General features: G+C 70.9%; 13 protein-coding genes. 8 read left to right on the forward strand and 5 right to left on the reverse strand.

The genetic code is table 11. The features are described 5' to 3' along the window. Window positions 1–389 precede the first annotated feature (389 nt). The 7 genes from ACIPM1_RS01715 (at window position 390) to ACIPM1_RS01745 (ending at window position 13,335) form a co-directional block, all read left to right on the forward strand. Window positions 390–1,664: an extracellular solute-binding protein gene (locus tag ACIPM1_RS01715; RefSeq protein WP_356188372.1), complete on the forward strand. Its 1,275-nt coding sequence runs from the start codon at window positions 390–392 to the stop codon at window positions 1,662–1,664. 110 nt (window positions 1,665–1,774) lie between these two features. Next, a complete protein-coding gene (locus tag ACIPM1_RS01720; RefSeq protein ID WP_402427487.1) occupies window positions 1,775–2,782 on the forward strand; it encodes a carbohydrate ABC transporter permease in 1,008 nt (335 codons plus the stop codon). A gap of 13 nt (window positions 2,783–2,795) precedes the next feature. Beyond that, window positions 2,796–3,707, forward strand: a complete 912-nt coding sequence (locus ACIPM1_RS01725) for a sugar ABC transporter permease (RefSeq protein ID WP_402427490.1) — start codon at window positions 2,796–2,798, stop codon at window positions 3,705–3,707. Between the two features lie 176 nt (window positions 3,708–3,883). Beyond that, on the forward strand, window positions 3,884–5,572 hold the full coding sequence (locus tag ACIPM1_RS01730; protein ID WP_402427493.1) for a glycoside hydrolase family 13 protein: 1,689 nt from the start codon (window positions 3,884–3,886) through the stop codon (window positions 5,570–5,572). A gap of 283 nt (window positions 5,573–5,855) precedes the next feature. Continuing rightward, entirely contained in the window at window positions 5,856–7,238 is a 1,383-nt protein-coding gene (locus ACIPM1_RS01735; RefSeq protein WP_402427496.1) for an alpha-amylase family protein, read from the forward strand. Between the two features lie 214 nt (window positions 7,239–7,452). Beyond that, a complete protein-coding gene (pulA, locus tag ACIPM1_RS01740; RefSeq protein ID WP_402427499.1) occupies window positions 7,453–12,870 on the forward strand; it encodes a pullulanase-type alpha-1,6-glucosidase in 5,418 nt (1,805 codons plus the stop codon). A 102-nt stretch (window positions 12,871–12,972) separates the two neighbouring features. Beyond that, window positions 12,973–13,335, forward strand: coding sequence for a 5-carboxymethyl-2-hydroxymuconate Delta-isomerase (locus ACIPM1_RS01745; protein WP_402427502.1), 363 nt, complete (start codon window positions 12,973–12,975; stop codon window positions 13,333–13,335). 16 nt (window positions 13,336–13,351) lie between these two features. Here ACIPM1_RS01745 and ACIPM1_RS01750 read toward each other — a convergent pair whose 3' ends face one another. The 3 genes from ACIPM1_RS01750 to ACIPM1_RS01760 form a co-directional block, all read right to left on the reverse strand. Continuing rightward, a complete protein-coding gene (locus tag ACIPM1_RS01750; protein ID WP_402427505.1) occupies window positions 13,352–14,041 on the reverse strand; it encodes a TetR/AcrR family transcriptional regulator in 690 nt (229 codons plus the stop codon). Between the two features lie 92 nt (window positions 14,042–14,133). Continuing rightward, window positions 14,134–16,050, reverse strand: coding sequence for a hypothetical protein (locus ACIPM1_RS01755; protein ID WP_402427508.1), 1,917 nt, complete (start codon window positions 16,048–16,050; stop codon window positions 14,134–14,136). Window positions 16,051–16,096: 46 nt separating this feature from the next. After that, window positions 16,097–16,618, reverse strand: coding sequence for a tetratricopeptide repeat protein (locus tag ACIPM1_RS01760; RefSeq protein ID WP_402427511.1), 522 nt, complete (start codon window positions 16,616–16,618; stop codon window positions 16,097–16,099). Window positions 16,619–16,785: 167 nt separating this feature from the next. Here ACIPM1_RS01760 and ACIPM1_RS01765 point away from each other — a divergent pair, with 167 nt between their 5' ends. Next, on the forward strand, window positions 16,786–17,223 hold the full coding sequence (locus ACIPM1_RS01765; protein WP_402427514.1) for a hypothetical protein: 438 nt from the start codon (window positions 16,786–16,788) through the stop codon (window positions 17,221–17,223). A gap of 78 nt (window positions 17,224–17,301) precedes the next feature. Here ACIPM1_RS01765 and ACIPM1_RS01770 read toward each other — a convergent pair whose 3' ends face one another. Both ACIPM1_RS01770 and ACIPM1_RS01775 read right to left on the reverse strand, forming a co-directional pair. After that, window positions 17,302–18,843: a DUF1996 domain-containing protein gene (locus ACIPM1_RS01770; protein WP_402427517.1), complete on the reverse strand. Its 1,542-nt coding sequence runs from the start codon at window positions 18,841–18,843 to the stop codon at window positions 17,302–17,304. Between the two features lie 91 nt (window positions 18,844–18,934). Further along, window positions 18,935–20,014: an SDR family oxidoreductase gene (locus ACIPM1_RS01775; RefSeq protein ID WP_402427520.1), complete on the reverse strand. Its 1,080-nt coding sequence runs from the start codon at window positions 20,012–20,014 to the stop codon at window positions 18,935–18,937. Window positions 20,015–20,071 lie beyond the last annotated feature (57 nt).

The raw sequence follows: 20,071 nt of genomic DNA on the forward strand, positions 1-20,071 counted from the left end.
GCACACCGACAGGACGCCTGGCACGGCCCGTTGCACGCCTCGCTGCGGGCTGCTGCGTCATCGCGTTCCCTCGTGTTCTCGTCGGCTCGCCGGTACGCAAGGGATGTTCCCCCCACCGCAACGGTATGGCAAGAGCTTGCAGAGTCTTGCACGCCGGTTCGGGCCCCCGCTGAGCGGCATGGAATCAAGCTCGTAGCAGGCGCGGTCAGGTCACGGGCGGATAACCGTCATGATCTCTTGCACTTTTTTTCTGCAAGGTCTTTCGCCGCGCTTACATCGCTGTTACGTTCACGGTCGCCCGGCCGCCGCAACGGCGCAGTCGGCAACACAGCAGAGGCGGCGGACGGGACCGCCCTCTGTTCACGGGCTTTCACCCTCAAGGAGAACTCATGCGGCGTGGCATAGCGGCCAGCGCGCTCGTGGCGTCCCTCGCCCTCGCGGCGACGGCGTGCGGCGGAGGCAGCGGCAGCGACAACAAGTCGGACGGCCCGGTGACCATCACCTGGTGGGACACCTCCAACGCCACCAACGAGGCGCCGACGTACCAGGCCCTGGTGAAGCAGTTCATGGCTGCCAACAAGAACATCAAGGTCAAGTACGTCGACGTGCCCTTCGACCAGGCGCAGAACAAGTTCGACACGGCCGCCGGCGCCCAGGGCGCCCCGGACGTCCTGCGTTCCGAGGTCGGCTGGACCCCCGCCTTCGCCAAGAAGGGCTACTTCCTGCCGCTGGACGGCACCGAGGCCCTCGCGGACCAGGCCAAGTTCCAGCCCAACCTGATGAAGCAGGCCCAGTACCAGGGCAAGACCTACGGCGTGCCGCTGGTCACCGACACCCTCGCCCTCGTCTACAACAAGGCCCTGTTCAAGAAGGCCGGCATCACCGAGGCCCCCAAGACCTGGGACGAGCTGAAGTCCGACGCCGCCAAGGTCAAGGACAAGACCGGCGTCGACGGCTACTGGGGCTCCACCCAGGCCTACTACGCCCAGTCCTTCCTCTACGGCGAGGGCACCGACACGGTCGACGCCGCCGCCAAGAAGATCACCGTGAACTCGGCCCCCGCCAAGAAGGCGTACGGCACCTGGCTGAGCACGTTCTCCGGCAAGGGCCTGCACAAGGCCGACACCACCGCGGACGCCTACGCCCACATCCAGGACGCGTTCGTCAACGGCAAGGTCGCCGCGATCATCCAGGGCCCGTGGGAGATCACGAACTTCTACAAGGGCAAGGCCTTCACGGACAAGTCCAACCTGGGCATCGCCACCGTCCCGGCCGGCTCCACCGGCAAGGCGGGCGCCCCCACCGGCGGCCACAACCTCTCGGTCTACGCCGGCTCGGACAAGGCCCACCAGGCCGCGGCCCTGAAGCTCGTGAAGTTCATGACCTCGGCGAAGTCCCAGGAGACCATCGCCCTGAAGAACTCCACGCTGCCCACCCGTGACGACGCCTACACCGCGCAGGTCAAGGCCGACCCCGGCATCGCCGGCTACCAGGGCGTGCTCTCCGCCGCCCAGCCGCGCCCGGCGCTGCCCGAGTACAGCTCCCTGTGGGGCCCGCTCGACACCGAGCTGCCCAAGATCGCCGGTGGCAAGGAGTCCCTGGACAAGGGCCTGAGCAACGCTGAGCTCGCGATCGCCAAGCTGGTCCCGGACTTCAGCAAGTAGTGCCCGTGTGGCCGCCGGATCCGTCCTCCGAGGGGGGAAGCGGATCCGGCGGCCACCCGCCTGTGCCCAGCCACTTCCCGAAGCCGCAGAAATTCCAGAAGGTGTCGAACATGACAGTCGCCATCGACCGCGCCACCGGCAAGCGCCGCGGTGACCGCGCGCCACGGCCCGGGCTGGGCCGGCGCCTGAAGCACAGCTACCAGAAGTACTGGTACGCGTACGCGATGATCGCCCCGGTGGCGATCGTCCTGGGCGTCCTCGTGCTGTACCCGCTGGTGTACGGCCTGTACCTCACGCTCACCGACGCCAACAGCCTCAACACGGCCCGCACGATCGGCGTCAACCACATCGACGCCACCTACAAGTTCATCGGGCTGGACAACTACAAGGACATCCTGTTCGGCGCGACGTCGTACGACCGCTTCTGGTCGCACTTCATCTGGACGATCGTGTGGACGGCCCTGTGCGTCGCCCTGCACTACGCCATCGGCCTGGGCCTCGCCCTGCTGCTCAACCAGAAGCTGCGCGGCCGCACCTTCTACCGGCTGATGCTGATCCTGCCGTGGGCCGTGCCCACCTTCGTCACCGTCTTCGGCTGGCGCTTCATGCTCGCCGACAGCGGCGTCATCAACACCGCCCTCCACACGCTGCACCTGCCCACACCGCTGTGGCTGGAGGACACCTTCTGGCAGCGGTTCGCGGCGATCATGGTCAACACCTGGTGCGGTGTGCCGTTCATGATGGTCTCGCTCCTCGGCGGCCTGCAGTCCATCGACGCCTCGCTCTACGAGGCCGCGGAGATGGACGGCGCCAACGCCTGGCAGCGGTTCCGCTTCGTCACCCTCCCGGGCCTCAGGTCGGTCAGCTCCACCGTCGTCCTGCTCGGCATCATCTGGACCTTCAACCAGTTCGCCGTCATCTTCCTGCTGTTCGGACCCAACGGCGCCCCCGACGCCCAGATCCTCGTCACGTGGGCCTACTTCCTGGGCTTCGGACAGCAGCCGCGTGACTTCGCCCAGTCGGCCGCCTACGGCATCCTGCTGCTGGCCATCCTGGTCGTCTTCACCTCGTTCTACCGCCGCTGGCTGAACCGCAACGAGCAGCAGCTCGCGATCTGAGGCAGGAGTTCCCATGAGCACGACCACAGTCGAGACCTCCGCCGCGGTGAGCGAGCAGGACTCCGCGGCCCCGCGGCCGCGCAAGGTGCGCGGACGCGAGAAGCGCGGCCCCGCCGCCTCCCTCGCCTCCCACGGCATCCTGATCACCGGCAGCCTCGTCGCGCTGTTCCCGGTCGCCTGGCTGGTGTACCTGTCCCTCGGCCCGGACAAGGACGACTACCTGCACCCCGGCGGCATCTGGGACAAGATGACGCTCGACAACTACGCGTTCGTCCTGCAGCACACGAACTTCTTCGCCTGGCTGAAGAGTTCGCTGATCGTCTCGCTCGGCACCACGGTCCTCGGCGTCCTGGTCGCCGCGACCACCGGGTACGCCGTGTCCCGCATGCGCTTCCCGGGCTACCGGAAGTTCATGTGGGTGCTCCTGGTCACCCAGATGTTCCCGGTGGCCGTACTCATGGTGCCGATGTACCAGATCCTCGGCGACCTCCGGCTCGTCGACAGCTACTTCGGCCTCATCCTCGTGTACTGCACGACCGCGGTGCCGTACTGCGCCTGGCTGCTCAAGGGCTACTTCGACACCATCCCGTTCGAGATCGACGAGGCCGGACGCGTCGACGGGCTGACGCCCTTCGGCACGTTCGCCCGGCTGATCCTGCCGCTCGCCAAGCCGGGCCTGGCCGTCGCCGCCTTCTACAGCTTCATCACCGCGTTCGGCGAGGTCGCCTTCGCCACGACGTTCATGCTGGACGACCAGAAGTACACGCTCGCCGTCGGCCTCCAGAGCTTCATCAGCGAGCACGACGCCCAGCGCAACCTGATGGCCGCCACCGCGGTGCTGATCGCGATACCGGTCTCCGCGTTCTTCTACCTCGTGCAGAAGAACCTCGTCACCGGCCTCACCGCGGGCGGCACCAAGGGCTGACCCCAGCCGAGAAGGCTCCCGCGCGCCTGACCCGCGCGGGCCGGCGGCCGCGGTGCCTCAACGCCCCCGCTTTCACCGCGGCCGCCTCATCCCTTCCGCCCACGCCCCCAGACCCGAAAACTCCCCCACGCCCGGCCCCGCCCGGGAGGGGGGACCCTCATCGCATCAAGGACGCCATGAGCCAGCAGCACTCCTCGGCCGGAACCCCCACCTCCGAAGCGGCCGTCGCCACCGTCGCCACGCGACGCGACTGGTGGCGGGACGCGGTGATCTACCAGGTCTACCCGCGCAGCTTCGCCGACAGCAACGGCGACGGCATGGGTGACCTGGAGGGCGTACGCTCCCGCCTGCCGTACCTGCGCGACCTCGGCGTCGACGCCGTGTGGCTCAGCCCCTTCTACGCCTCGCCGCAGGCCGACGCCGGCTACGACGTCGCCGACTACCGCGCCGTCGACCCGATGTTCGGCAACCTCCTGGACGCCGACGCGCTGATCCGCGACGCCCACGAGCTGGGCCTGCGCGTCATCGTCGACCTGGTGCCCAACCACTCCTCCGACCAGCACGAGTGGTTCCGGCGCGCGGTCGCCGAGGGCCCGGGCTCGCCGCTGCGCGAGCGCTACCACTTCCGCCCCGGCAAGGGGAAGAACGGCGAACTCCCGCCCAACGACTGGGAGTCCATCTTCGGCGGCCCGTCCTGGACCCGGGTCACCGAGCCGGACGGCACCCCCGGCGAGTGGTACCTGCACCTCTTCGCCCCGGAGCAGCCCGACTTCAACTGGGAGCACCCGGCGGTCGGCGACGAGTTCCGCTCCATCCTGCGCTTCTGGCTGGACATGGGCGTGGACGGCTTCCGCATCGACGTGGCGCACGGCCTGGTCAAGGCGGACGGTCTGCCGGACCTGGGCTCCCACGACCAGCTGAAACTGCTGGGCAACGATGTCATGCCGTTCTTCGACCAGGACGGCGTGCACGAGGTGTACCGCCAGTGGCGCAAGGTCCTCGACGAGTACGCGGGCGAGCGCATCTTCGTCGCCGAGGCCTGGACGCCGACCATCGAGCGCACCGCCCTGTACGTCCGCCCGGACGAGCTGCACCAGGCCTTCAACTTCCAGTACCTGGGCACCGCCTGGGACGCGGCGGAGCTGCGCGAGGTCATCGACCGCACCCTGGAGTCGATGCGCCCGGTCGGCGCCCCCGCCACCTGGGTGCTGTCCAACCACGACGTGACCCGCCACGCCACCCGCTTCGCCAACCCGCCCGGCCTCGGCACCCAGATCCGCACCGCCGGCGACCGGGAGCTCGGCCTGCGCCGGGCCCGCGCGGCCACGCTGCTGATGCTGGCGTTGCCCGGATCGGCGTACGTCTACCAGGGCGAGGAGCTCGGCCTGCCGGACGTGGTGGACCTGCCGGACGAGGTGCGCCAGGACCCGGCGTACTTCCGGGGCGAGGGTCAGGACGGCTTCCGCGACGGCTGCCGGGTGCCGATCCCGTGGACGCGGGACGGCTCCTCCTACGGCTTCGGCGCCGGCGGCAGCTGGCTCCCGCAGCCGGGGACCTGGAGCGAGCTGAGCGTGGAGGCGCAGACGGGCGTGCCCGGCTCGACCCTGGAGCTTTACCGCTCCGCGCTCGCGTTCCGCCGGGCCCACGCCGACCTGGGCGCGGGCGACTCGGTGGAGTGGCTGCGGGCGCCGGAGGGCGTTCTCGCCCTGCGCCGCGGTGATTTCGTCTGCGTGGCGAACACCACCGACCGGCCGGTGACCGTCCCGGCGTACGGCCGGCTCCTGCTCGCGAGCGGTGAGGTGGCGGAGGCCGAGGGCGCGACCACGGTGCCCGCCGACACCACGGCGTGGTGGACCACCGGCTGAGCCGCCGCAAGTCTTTCGCCTTCTTTCAGGGGCCCGTCGTCCGCACCGGACGACGGGCCCCGCCGCGCGTACCGGAGGCGTCCGCGCACGCCAACGCGCCGCAAACCGCCTCTATTTCACTTATGTGACAGGAGCATGTCCAGGGGGTTGACCGCCGAGGTCGGGGCTCGTACGGTCTGCTCACTGCAAGTGATTGAAAGCTTGCAGCAATTCCCTTCAAAGGGATCCCGGGAGCCTCCCCAGGGCCCCGGCAGCAGATCCTTCAACGGAGAAGGACCCCCACATGGCCAGCAGAACGCTCTCCGGCGCCCTCGCCCTCGCGGCGGCGGCGACGGTCGCACTCGCCGTCCCGGCCGGGACCGCCCAGGCCTCCCCGCCCGGCACCAAGGACGTCACCGCCGTCCTCTTCGAGTGGAAGTACGCCTCCGTCGCCAAGGAGTGCACCAGCACCCTGGGGCCGGCGGGTTACGGCTACGTCCAGGTCTCCCCGCCCGCCGAGCACATACAGGGCTCGCAGTGGTGGACCTCGTACCAGCCCGTGAGCTACAAGATCGCCGGCCGGCTCGGCGACCGCGCGGCCTTCCAGAACATGGTCGGCACCTGCCACGCGGCCGGCGTGAAGGTCGTCGTCGACACCGTGATCAACCACATGTCGGCGGGCAGCGGCACCGGCACCGGCGGCTCCTCGTACTCCAAGTACGACTACCCCGGCCTGTACTCCGTCTACGACTTCGACGACTGCACCGCCCAGGTCAGCAACTACCAGGACCGCTGGAACGTCCAGCACTGCGAACTGGTGGGCCTCGCCGACCTCGACACCGGCGAGGAGTACGTCCGCAAGACCATCGCCGGGTACATGAACGACCTGCTCACTCTCGGCGTCGACGGCTTCCGGATCGACGCGGCCAAGCACATCGACGCGGCCGACCTCGCCAACATCAAGTCCCGCCTGACCAACCCGAACGCCTACTGGAAGCAGGAGGTCATCTACGGGGCGAACGAGGCCGTCCAGCCGACCGAGTACACCGGCAACGGCGACGTCCAGGAGTTCCGCTACGCCTACGACCTCAAGCGGGTCTTCAACAACGAGAAGCTCGCCTACCTGAACAACTTCGGCGAGGGCTGGGGCTACATGAGCAGCTCGGTGGCCGGCGTCTTCGTCGACAACCACGACACCGAGCGCAACGGCTCCACGCTCAACTACAAGGACGGTGCCAACTACACCCTGGCCAACGTCTTCATGCTCGCCTGGCCCTACGGCGCCCCGGACATCAACTCCGGCTACGAGTGGTCCGACTCGGACGCGGGCCCGCCCAACGGCGGTACGGTGAACGCCTGCTGGCAGGACGGCTGGAAGTGCCAGCACGCCTGGCCCGAGATCAAGTCCATGGTCGCCTTCCGCAACGCCACCCGCGGCCAGTCGGTCACCAACTGGTGGGACAACGGGAACAACGCGATCGCGTTCGGCCGCGGTTCCAAGGGCTTCGTGGCCATCAACCACGAGACCGGCTCGCTGACCCGGACCTACCAGACGTCCCTGCCGGCGGGAACGTACTGCAACGTGCAGAACAACACCAGCGTCAGCGTGAACTCCAGTGGGCAGTTCACAGCCACGCTGGGCTCCAACACGGCACTCGCGATCTACGCCGGAAAGTCGGGCTGCTGACGCGCCCGCACCCCCAGGCCCCGGCGTCCGCGCAGGACATCCCCCCTGCCGCGCGGACGCCGGGGCACGGTTGTGAAAGTTCTTGCCGTCGCTTTCAAGCCTCTTGCTGTAAACCTTTCGTCGGCGGTACGGTCACGCGGGCGCCCGGCGACGCGGCCTTCCGCCGCGCAGGAGTCGGACCCACCTGAGCCGTAATCGCAAGGAGTTCACGCCTGTGATACCGAGATGGCCGGCGCCCCGCTCGCGCCGTACCCCGTACCGGAGACGAGCCGCGGTCCTCACCGCCGCGTCGCTCGCCGCCGCTCTCGTCCAGCCCGTCGCCGCCCGGGCCGCCACCCCGCCCGCGCCGCCGTCGGACGCGCGGCTCGCCGCCGCGCCCGCCCGGCACGACGACACGCGCGAGCAGTTCTACTTCGTCATGCCGGACCGTTTCGCCAACGGTGACACCGCGAACGACCGCGGCGGTCTGACCGGTTCACGCCTGAGCACCGGCTACGACCCCACCGACAAGGGGTTCTACCAGGGCGGCGACCTCAAGGGCCTGACCAAGCGGCTCGACTACATCAAGGGCCTCGGCACCACCGCCATCTGGATGGCGCCGATCTTCAAGAACCAGCCCGTGCAGGGCACCGGCAAGGACGCCTCCGCCGGCTACCACGGCTACTGGATCACCGACTTCACCAAGGTCGACCCGCACTTCGGCACCAACGCCGACCTCTCGGCCCTCATCTCCAAGGCGCACGCCAAGGGCATGAAGGTCTTCTTCGACGTCATCACCAACCACACCGCCGACGTCGTGGACTACGAGGGCCAGTCCCACGAGTACCTCTCCAAGGGCGCCTTCCCGTACCTGACCAAGGACGGCCGGCCCTTCGACGACGCCGACTACGCCGACGGGACCAGGAGGTTCCCCCCGGTCGGCACCTCGTCCTTCCCGTACACCCCGGTCGTCCCGGCCGACCGGAAGGACGTCAAGGTCCCTTCCTGGCTCAACGACCCGACGATGTACCACAACCGCGGCGACTCCACCTACGCCGGCGAGAACGCCACCTACGGCGACTTCTCCGGCCTCGACGACCTGTGGACCGAGCGTCCCGAGGTCGTCAGCGGCATGGAGAAGATCTACCAGCGCTGGGTGAAGGACTTCGGCGTCGACGGCTTCCGCATCGACACCGTCAAGCACGTGAACATGGAGTTCTGGACCCAGTGGGCGACGGCGCTCGACAAGTACGCCGCCGAGCACGGCCGTAGGAACTTCTTCATGTTCGGCGAGGTCTACTCCGCCGACACCTCGGTCACCTCCCCGTACGTCACCCGGGGCCGGCTCGACGCCACCCTCGACTTCCCCTTCCAGGACGCGGCCCGCACCTACGCCTCCCAGGGCGGCAGCGCCGGGAAGCTGGCCGGAGTCTTCGGCGACGACTACAAGTACACGACCGACAAGGCCAACGCCTACGAACAGGTCACCTTCCTCGGCAACCACGACATGGGCCGCATCGGGTACTTCCTCAAGCAGGACAACCCGAAGGCGACCGACGCCGAACTCCTCGCCAAGGACAAGCTCGCCAACGAGCTGATGTTCCTCAGCCGCGGCAACCCGGTCGTCTACTACGGCGACGAGCAGGGCTTCACCGGCTCGGGCGGCGACAAGGACGCCCGCCAGACCATGTTCGCCTCCAAGGTCGCCGACTACCTCGACGACGACGAGATCGGCACCGACCGCACCCACGCCAGTGACGCCTACGACCAGAAGGCGCCCCTGTACCGGCAGATCGCCGAGCTGGCCCGGCTCCGCAAGGCCAACCCGGCGCTGACGGACGGCGTCCAGACCGAGCGCTACGCGGCGGACGGCGCGGGCGTCTACGCCTTCTCCCGCACCAGCACCGGCGCCGACCGCACCGAGTACCTCGTCGCGTTCAACAACGCCGGCGAGGCGAAGACCGCGACCTTCGCGGCCGGCTCGGCGGACATGGCCTACGACGGGATCTACGGCACCAAGTCCACCGTGACCTCCGGCGCCGACCGCAAGGTCACCCTCACCGTCCCGGCCGGCTCCGCCGTCGTCCTCAAGGCAGCCGGCCGTCTCCAGGCCCCGGCGAGCAAGCCCACCCTCACCCTCACGGCCCCGCCCGCCGGCGCCACCGGCACCGTGGAGCCGAGCGCCGACGTCTCCGGCGGCGGGCTGAACCGGGTGGTCTTCGCCGCGCAGGTCGGCGACGGCCCGTGGCAGGTGCTCGGCTCCGCCGACCACGCCCCCTACAAGGTCACCCAGACCCTCGGCAGGGACATCCCGGCCGGGACCGCCCTGCGCTACAAGGCCGTCGTGATCGACTCGGCGGGCCGCACGGCGAGCGCCACGGCCGCCTCCACCACCGGCACCCCGCCGGCCCCGGAGGTCCCCACGGCGAGCTCCCGCGAGTACGCGGTCGTCCACTACAAGCGCACCGACGGCGACTACGCCGACTGGGGCCTGTACGCCTGGGGCGACCTCGCCGACGGCGAGTCGACGACCTGGCCCGCCAGCCACCCCTTCATCGGCCGCGACGCCTACGGCGCCTTCGCCTACGTCAAGCTGAAGCCGGGCGCCTCCAACGTCGGCTTCCTCGTGATCGACAAGGACGGCAACAAGGACGTCTCCGCCGACCGGTCCATCGACGTCACCAAGACGGGTGAGGTCTGGATCGAGCAGGGCAAGGACACCGTCCAGACCCAGCGTCCCGACTATCCGGCGCAGGACAAGAGCAAGGCGGTCATCCACTACCACCGGGCCGACGGGGACTACGACGGCTGGGGACTGCACGTCTGGACCGGCGCCGCGAACCCCACCGACTGGTCGAACCCCCTGAAGCCGGTGAAGACTGACGCCTATGGCGCGGTCTTCGAGGTGCCGCTCAGCGACGGTGCCACCAGCCTCAGCTACATCGTCCACAAGGGCGACCAGAAGGACCTGCCCGCCGACCAGTCCCTCGACCTCAAGGCCAACGGCTACGAGGTGTGGCAGGTGAGCGGCCAGGAGAAGTACCTGCTGCCGCAGCCCACGGGCAGCGCCGCCGCCCTGGACCTCGGCACGTCCAAGGCGATCTGGATCGACCGCGACACGATCGCCTGGAACGGCGTCGACGGCGCCGCCTCCACCCAGCTGCTCTCCTCCCACGACGGCTCGATCACCGTCAAGGACGGGACGCTGACCAGCGACGACGAGCGCTGGCTGCGACTGACGAAGACCAGCCTCACCGACGCCCAGAAGGCGAAGTTCCCGCACCTGAAGAACTACACCGCCTGGTCCGTCGACCCGCGCGACCGCGACCGGGTCCGCGCCGCCCTGCGCGGCCAGCTCGTCGCCTCCCAGCGGGCGGCCAACGGCGCGGTGCTCGCGGCGACCGGTGTCCAGCTCGCCGGCGTCCTCGACGACGTGTACGGCGGCGCCGCGGCGAAGGCGCAGCTCGGCCCGGTGTTCCACCACGGACGGCCCACGCTGACCGTGTGGGCGCCCACCGCGCAGAGCGTCGCCCTGGAGCTCGGCGGCTCCACCGTGCCCATGCACCGCGACGGCACCACCGGCGTGTGGTCCGTGACGGGCCCGGCGTCCTGGAAGGGCAAGCCCTACCGCTACGTCGTGAAGGTCTGGGCGCCGACCGTGCGCAAGGTGGTCACCAACAAGGTCACCGACCCCTACTCGGTCGCCCTCACCGCGAACTCCGAGCGCAGTCTCGTCGTCGACCTGGACGACCGCGCGCTCGCGCCGAGCGGCTGGTCCTCCCTGGCCAAGCCCAAGGCCGTCCCGCTGCGGGACGCGCAGATCCAGGAGCTGCACATCCGCGACTTCTCGATCGCGGACAAGACCGTCCCGGCCAAGGACAAGGGCAGCTACCTGGCCTTCACCGACAAGAACAGCGACGGCTCGAAGCACCTGCGGGCGCTGGCCAAGGCCGGCACCTCCTACGTGCACCTGCTGCCCGCCTTCGACATCGCCACCATCCCGGAGCGGAAGGCCGACCAGGCGAGAACCGACTGCGACCTGGCCTCCTACCCGGCGGACTCCGACAAGCAGCAGGAGTGCGTGGCGAAGATCGCCGCGAAGGACGCGTACAACTGGGGCTACGACCCGTACCACTACACGGTCCCGGAGGGCTCCTACGCCACCGACCCGGACGGCACGGCGCGTACGGTCCAGTTCCGCCGCATGGTCAAGTCGCTGAACCAGGACGGCCTGCGGGTCGTCATGGACGTGGTCTACAACCACACCGCGGCCGCCGGGCAGGCGGACACCTCCGTGCTCGACCGGATCGTGCCCGGCTACTACCAGCGGCTGCTGGCCGACGGCTCCGTGGCCAACAGCACCTGCTGCGCCAACACCGCGCCCGAGAACGCGATGATGGGCAAGCTGGTGGTCGACTCGATCGTCACCTGGGCCAAGGAGTACAAGGTCGACGGCTTCCGCTTCGACCTCATGGGCCACCACCCGAAGGCCAACATCCTCGCCGTGCGCAAGGCGCTCGACGCGCTGACCCTGGAAAAGGACGGCGTCGACGGCAAGAAGATCATCCTCTACGGCGAGGGCTGGAACTTCGGCGAGGTCGCCGACGACGCCCGGTTCGTGCAGGCCACGCAGAAGAACATGGCCGGCACCGGCATCGCCACCTTCTCCGACCGGGCCCGTGACGCGGTGCGCGGCGGCGGCCCCTTCGACTCCGACCCGGGGATCCAGGGCTTCGCCTCGGGGCTCTACACCGACCCCAACTCCTCCACCGCCAACGGCACCAAGGAGGAGCAGAAGGCCCGCCTGCTGCACTACCAGGACCTCATCAAGGTGGGCCTGAGCGGCAACCTGGCCTCGTACCGCTTCACCGACACCGGAGGCAAGGAGGTCACCGGCGCGGAGGTCGACTACAACGGCGCGCCCGCCGGGTACGCGGACGCCCCCGGCGACGCCCTCGCCTACGTCGACGCGCACGACAACGAGTCGCTGTTCGACGCGCTCGCCTACAAGCTGCCGAAGGACACCCCGGCGTCGGACCGGTCCCGGATGCAGGTCCTGGCGATGGCCACGGCGGCCCTCTCGCAGGGCCCGGCGCTCTCCCAGGCCGGCACCGACCTGCTGCGCTCCAAGTCCCTGGACCGCAACTCCTTCGACAGCGGCGACTGGTTCAACGCCATCCACTGGAACTGCGCGGACGGCAACGGCTTCGGCCGCGGTCTGCCCATGGCGGCCGACAACCAGTCCAAGTGGCCGTACGCCAAGCCGCTGCTTGGTTCGGTCAAGGTGGGCTGCCCGCAGATCGACGCCGCCTCGGCCGCCTACCGGGACCTGCTCCGGATCCGTACGACGGAGAAGGCGTTCTCCCTCGCCACGGCCACGCAGGTGCAGTCCCGGCTGTCCTTCCCGCTGTCCGGCAAGGACGAGACGCCCGGCGTGATCACCATGCGCCTCGGTGACCTGGTCGTCGTGTTCAACGCGACGCCCACCACCCAGGAGCAGCACGTCGCGTCCCTGGCCGGGACGGGCTACCGCCTGCACCCGGTGCAGGCGTCGGGCGCGGACGCCACCGTGAAGTCCGCGGCCTACGCCAAGGGCTCGGGCACCTTCACCGTGCCCGCCCGCACGGTCGCGGTGTTCACCCGGACCGGCTGACGGCAGCCCGGCAGGTGAGGGGGCGGACCTTTCGGGTCCGCCCCCTTTCCGCTGCCCCGGTTAGGGTGAGCGCGACGCCGCAGCAAGACGACAGGAGTTCCCATGCCGCAGATCACCGTCGACTACTCCGGCGGGCTCGCCGGCGCCTTCGACCGGCCCGGGTTCGCGCGGGCGCTGCACGCCGCCGCGGTCGAGATCGCGGCCGCCCGGCCGCCGGCCTGCAAGACGCAGTTCCGCCCGACCGAGGACACCGTGGTCGGTCCCGACCACGAGGGGCACGCGATCGTGCACGTCGGCATCGGGCTGCTGGCCGGGCGCACGGAGGAGACCAAGGCCCGGCTCGCCGAGACCACGCTGGAGCTGCTGCGCCAGTACCTGAAGCCCGTCCCCGGGACGGCGCTCCACGCCTCCGCCGAGGTGCGCGACCTCGACCCGTCGTACCGGAAGTCCGAGCACGAGGGCTGAGGCGAGGGCCGGGCCGTCAGGACGCGAGGGCGATCAGCCGGGTGACCAGATCGCCGAACGGGCCGTCGGCCGGCTCGTCCGCGAGCATCCGGCGCACCACCGCGCCCATCTCCTCGTCGTAGGCGGCGCTGACCGCCGCGAGCGCGCCGAAGTCGTGCACCAGCTGCGCCTCCAGCTCGGCCCGCGGGATGCGCCGCCCGTCCAGCCAGATCAGCGCGGTCGACTCGGCCAGCGAGATCCACGAGCGGACGACGAGTTCCAGCCGCGGCGGCGGATCGGTGACGTCCAGATGCGAAAGGATCTGGTCATAGGCGGCCTGGCGTACGGAGTCGACGAGCGCGTTCGTCGTCGACGAGCCGACCGCCGGTCCGCCGCGCATCAGGGCCGCGAAACCGGGTCCGTGCTCCTCCACGAAGTCGAAGAACCGGCGCATCACGCGCAGCAGCCGGGCGCCGAGCGGGCCCTCGCGCGGCTCCACGAACCGGCCCGCCAGATCCTCCGAGGCGCGCTTCAACGCGGCCTCGTACAGGCTGAGTTTGCCGGGGAAGTAGTGGTACACCAGCGGGCGCGAGATGCCCGCGGCGGCCGCTATCTCGTCGATGGAGACATCATCGGGCGAGCGGCGGCTGAACAGTTCGAGGGCGACGCCGATCAACTGCTGCCGCCGCTCATCCACTCCCATTCTGCGGCGAACCCCGGTAGTCATGCGAACACCTTACCGATCGAATCCGGCCTCGAACGGACCGAACCCGAACGCGATGTTCACGTGCCTCCGTCACATGCCGGGGAACGGGGGCGTCAGCGCAGGGCGTCGACCGTCCTGCCGTCCTCCAGCGTCCCCCGCAGACCCGCCTGCGTGCCCTGCCGGGTGCGCACGGCGAGCAGGTTGCCCTGCGAGGCGGCGCGGACCCCGCCGGTCGTGCTGATCGACGCGGTGTCCGCGCCACCCGCCGCGAGCAGGTACCAGGTGCCCGCCGCCGACTTCCACAGCACCCCGGCCAGCACGTGCGGGTCGCGGGCGCCGCACGCCGGCACGTCCTCCGCCTTCGCCGCGACCGCTCCGTACGCCCCGCCCGGGGTGCGGAACTGGGCCATCGCCCGGGTCCCGTCGCCGCGCCAGGTCTCGGCACGGGTGCACACCCAGGTGGCCGAGCCGCTCGCGTCGGGCAGCGGCTGTACGGCGTACTGCCACGCGTTCACCGTGCGCACGCCCTGCGCGCGGACGGCACCCAGGGAGCAGGCGAAGGGCGCCCAGGCGTGCAGTCCGGCCGGACCGGACACCTCGTGCGGGGTGCCGGGGCGGCCCGTGGTGAGCCGGGCCGGCACCAGCTCGCCGAGATCGCTCAGCAGATGCGTACCGGAGGCGTCGGTCAGCTGGAGCGCGGGCCACGAGGTGCAGGCGCCCGTCTGCTGGGCGGGCCCGGCCAGCGGGGCCGTGACGCCGTTCGTCAGGGCGAGGGGGGCGGCGGGCACGGCGGGCTTCAGCAGGTCCCGCCCGGCCGCCTCCCGCACCCAGGGCGCGGTCAGATAGCGGACGTTGCCGTCGGCGCGGCCGAGGACCACGGCGGCGGCCTCCGCGCCGGTGGCGCCGTCGACCCGGGCGAAGTCCAGCGCGGCCCCGGTGGTGGACTCCCTCGGCTCGGCGTAGCGGACGATGCGCAGGCCGTCGTAGAGGATCACCACGCGCGCGGCGTCCACGTCCCCCGCGTACAGCAGTTGCGGGGGCCCGGCGGGGCCGCCGGAGGGGGTGCCGGGAGTGGCCGAGACGCGTACCCCCTCGCCGGGACGGGCCCACACCGCGAGCGCCCGGCGCAGCAGCGCGGTGTCGCCGGTGCCGTCGCCGCGCGCGGGCCACACGGAGAAGTCGGTGCGCGCGGAGGTCCGCCACGCCGTGGGGGCGATCCTGGTCAGCCTGGCCGGGTCGAGGGCCGCCTCCGCCGACGGGTTGCGCGCGTAGGCCGGGGCGGCCGCGCCGTCGGGGCCCCAGCCGTCGCCGGGCAGCGCGACCAGCGCGCCGCACACGGCGAGCGCGGCGGCCGCGGCGAGGGCGGCCCGGGTGTGCTGCCGGCGCCGCACCAGGTCGGTGGGCCGGGCCTGCAGGGAACAGGCGTCGAACTCGGGGGAGTCGAGCAGCGGGTACTGCGCGGGGACCCGGTCGGCCTGGCGCAGCGCGCCGGCGGCGTCGGACACGCCCGAGGCCGTCAGCAGCTCCCGCACCGCCCCGTCCGGCAGCCGCTCCAGCCCGCGCAGCACATAGGCGGCCCGGGCCGGGGCGGACAGGGACGCCAGCCGCTGGTCCAGGGCGAGCTCGTCGGCGCCGCCCGAGCGCGGGAACAGCCGCAGCCCCCACACCTGGGGCAGCAGCGGCGGCAGCTGGGCGCGCTTCGGCCACATCCTCCGCCTCGGCGGAAGACCCGCCTCCAGCGCCGAACGGACGACCCGCAGGCGGACGAAGGCGTAGCCCGGGTCGGTGCCCCGGCCCGCCGACTGGGCCGGGATCACGGACCCCGAGGACCGGCCGCGCGGCAGCGCGCGCTGGGTGAGGGCGTGCGCGGTCAGGACGCGCCGCTTCCGGCCGAGGCCGGGCGGCAGCACCAGATAGGCGAGCCGGACCAGCCGCGGGTAGTGCTCGACGAGCGCGGCCTCGGCCTGCTCGACGTCGACGGCCGGGCCGGAGGCGGACGAGGGACGCGGGGCGACATCCTGTGACTGCACGTTCAGCAGAACGAGCGAATCGTCGGATGGTCACCGGCGTCCGCGCTCAGGGAGTGCGGGCGTCGCCCCGCGGGGCGGGTTCCACCAGCATCCGGGCGTAGTTCGCCATCGAGCGCTGGTAGCGGGGGAGATGGGGCGCGAGGGCGCCGAGGACGAGCGACAGGCCCTCGCGGTCGCGCCCGAGGCTGGACAGGCACAGGGCCAGGCAGGCCCGTACGGCGTCGTCCAACTCGTCCGCAGGACCGTCGAGTTCGGGGGTGAGCAGCGCCACCCCCTCGTCGGCCCGGCCGATGTTCCGCAGCGAGCTGGCCAGTTGGATCCGGGCTCGCCGGCCCCGGTAGCCGTCAAGCCCGCGCGCCAGTGCCTCCCGGTAGAGCGGCACCGCCCGGTCCGAGTGGCCGGTCGAGTCGAAGGCGCAGGCCCGTTCGAACGGGCCGAGGGGGCTGCCGTCGGGCAGCTCGGCGACGAGCCCGTCGATCACCGCGCGGAACGCGGCGCCCTCGTCCTCGGTGCGGGCATCCAGGCCGGCCCAGGCGGCGGCCACACGTTCTTCCCAGTCCTGGTTCACCGGCACACTCTCGCACACCCGTTCCTCGGATGACCCGGGTCGCGGCGGATCTGAGCGCGGTGCGCGTTGCGGCCGTATCGATGGGCGGGCCCCCGCGCCGGGGCTCTGTGCGGCATGTTCTGCCTCGTGCCGCAGGTGACGGACGCCGGAACCGACCGGAGGAACAGATGAGGGTGACCCGACCGATGCTCGCGGGGGCCGCCGTGGCCGCGGTACTGGTGCTGGCGGGCTGCGGATCCGGAGGCGACGCGGCCGCGACGGTGCCGCCGACGGCGACCGGCAGCCTGGAGAGCCTGGCCGCCGAGGTCAAGTGCAAGCCGGACATGCAGACCGACGCCGACACCATCCGGCAGGCGATCTGCGTCACCTCGGACGGCAAGTTCGTCCTCGCCACCTTCTCCACCGACCGGGGCCAGCGGGAGTGGATCAACGAGGCCAAGGACTACGGCGGTTACTACCTCGTCGGCCGCAAGTGGGTCGCGGTCGGCGACGACGGCGTGGTCACCGCGCTGCGCGGCACGCTCGGCGGGAGCGTGGAGAGGGGCGCCGACCACGGCGCCCACGGCGCCCACGGCGGCGACGGCGGCACCGGTCACGGGAGCTGACCGCGGGGCGCACACGCCGAGGGCCGGTGGCGGGAATCCCGCCACCGGCCCTCCTCAGTGGGTCACCGGGTCAGCGCGTCACGCGCACCGCTGACCGTTGTTGATGCAGTTGACGACCTTGTTCATCAGGTTCGGGGACATCACGTTGATGAAGTCGTCGTGGTCGGTGGCCGCCTTGTGGAGCTGCTCCGGGAAGCCGTCCACCGCGTAGGCGTTCTTCACCTGGCCGTTCTGGACCACCGGCGGCGGAACGCTGTAGACCAGGCGCATCGTCAGCTGCGGGATCGCCTTGAAGCCGTTCTGGCAGTTGCCGCCGGCGTCGGCGAAGGCCACGTGCGTACGGTGGTTGGCGCTGTCGATGTTCTGGCCGTCCCAGCAGCTCTGGAAGGCGAACGTGCGGACCACGTTGCTGCCCTGCGGGCAGATCGGGTACTGCGTCGTCAGCTGCACCTTGTTCTCGAAGCCGGTGCAGCTCCAGTGCGCGTTGGCGTTCGCCAGGCCGTTGGTGGTGGTCTTGGCGTCACCGGTGATGATGCGCAGGAACTGCGGCATCGCCACGACCTTGCTCGTCGGGCTGCCGACGAACTTGATCTGGGCCTGCCTGGCCACCAGGATCTTGCCGACGTTGCCTTCCTTGCCGCCGCCGTCGTTGTTCTGGTCGAAGTCCTGCGTGCCGTCCTGCACCCGCAGCACCGGCCAGTAGTACGACGACTTGTCCTGCTGGTTCTGGCAGCTCGTCTGCGCCGCCGCGAACTTGTTGTTGTCGGCGAAGGCGTCGTTCGACTGGTTGCCGACGTAGTCGTGCAGGTGGTGCGCGCCGTTCTTCACGCCGGGCGCCACGATGACGTTGTCGGTGTTGTGGTTCTTGTTGGCGTTCACCCCGCAGCGGGTGATGAAGACGCCGTTCGAGGCGTTGCCGGTCTTCTGCGGCTTCGCCTGGACGTTCGGCTGCACCTTCGTGATGTCGACGAAGTCGGCGGCGTTGGGGCCGTTGCCGGCCTGACCGCCGTTGTTCTGCTGCTGACCGCCCTGCTGTTGACCGCCTTGCTGCTGGCCGCCCTGCTGTTGACCGCCTTGCTGCTGGCCGCCCTGCTGCTGGCCACCCTGCTGTTGGCCGCCTTGCTGCTGGCCGCCCGTGGTCTGGTTCGCGGGCGTGCCCGTGCACCCCGCGAGGGTGTCCAGGCTGTCGGGCGCGCGGCCGCCGATCCGGTTGATCTCCAGCTGGATCCGGTCGATGATCGCCTGCCGGCGGTCCTTCAGCGGCTGCAGAATGGAGTTCTGGACGAAACTCGCGTCCCTCGTCTGCGCGTCCCGCGTGGTCGCCAGACGCTGGTAGGCGTCGGTGATCTGGCGGTCCAGGGTGGCCAGCTCGCCGTCGACCTCGGTACGGGCCTGGTTCGGCACGTCGGTCAGCTTCTGGCCCACGTCCGGGCACGAGATCGTCGCGACCTGCGCGGAGGCGGCCTTCGTCTGGTTCTGCCACCCGCCGTTGTTCGACTCGTGAGCGGATGCGTAGAAGTTCGCCCAGATCAGCCCGCCCCCACCGAGCGCTAGGGCCGCCGATGCGGCAATGGCCTTCGTGGCCAGCGGCGTACGGCGTTTTCGTGTGTTGCGTCCCATGGAACTCCTCTGACTTCCTTGCGGGGCAGCATCGAGGCGCCCGACAGGAGTGAAGCGGCTCCCTTCCATACGGAAAGCGTCCCCGGGGTGTTCAGCCGTCGCGGGAATTCCTCGGGGAATCGATGAACTCGTCACTCTCAACTGCCCTTTGTGAACCAGCAGTTGCGGTGACCTCGCCGGACGCGTCCAGCACCTTCGCCTCCACCTCGGGGTCCAGTCCGACCGGCGGCCGGTCCGGGCGCCGCGGGGCGGTGCCGCCGATGGCGCGCAGCCAGTGCCAGGTGTCGGCCGCGGTCTCGGTGACGGGGCGGCAGCGCAGGCCCGTCGCGAGGGCCCGCGAGACATCGGCGCCGTGCAGCGCGTCGTGGCCTTCGCTGTCCGGCGGCACCCACACCGGCAGCTGGGTCCACGGCTCGATGCCCGCGCCGAGGACGGTCTCCGGGGCGGTCCAGCGCAGCTCCGCATCAGCGCCGGTGGCCGCCACGCACGCGTCCAGCAGGGAGCCCATGGTGGCGTGCCCCCGCGGGCTCAGGAGGTTGTACGGCCCGCTCAGCTCCCGCTCCACCGCGCCGAGGATCCAGTCGGCGAGGTCGCGGACGTCGACGTACTGCAGCGGCAGTTCGCGTGGGCCGGGCGCGAGCACGGGACCGCCCCGCGCGATCCGGTTCAGCCACCAGGGCAGGCGGCCGATGTTCTCGTACGGCCCGAGGATCAGCCCGCAGCGCACCAGCAGGGAGCGGTCCGCGCCGAAGGACTCCACCGCCGCCAGCTCGCCGCCCCGCTTGTCCCGGGCGTAGTCGGTCTGCTCCGCGCCGGCGTCCGCGCCCTCGACGACGGCGGCCTCCTCGGTGTACCCGGCGGGCGGGGCCCAGGTGTAGACCGAGCAGCTCGACACGTACACGTACCGCCCCACGCGCCCGCGCAGCAGACGCGCCGCGTCCCGGACGGCGCGGGGCGCGGCCGACCAGGTGTCGACGACCGCGTCCCACTCGCCCCCGGCCAGGGCGTCGAGCCCGCCGGGCGCGGTGCGGTCCCCGACCAGCGGCCGCGCCCCGGGGACGGGCGCGTGCCGCCCCCGGTTCAGGACCGTCACGTCCCAGCCGCGCCCGGCCGCCGCCTCGACGACGGCCCGTCCCACGAACTCCGTACCACCCAGCACCAGAAGTCTCATGCCGGTGACTCTGCCCGCCCCGGCCGGGGGACGGAACGGGAATCTGCCGTCGGCAGA

This window comes from Streptomyces sp. NPDC086766, from assembly GCF_044746005.1.
Classification (GTDB): domain Bacteria; phylum Actinomycetota; class Actinomycetes; order Streptomycetales; family Streptomycetaceae; genus Streptomyces.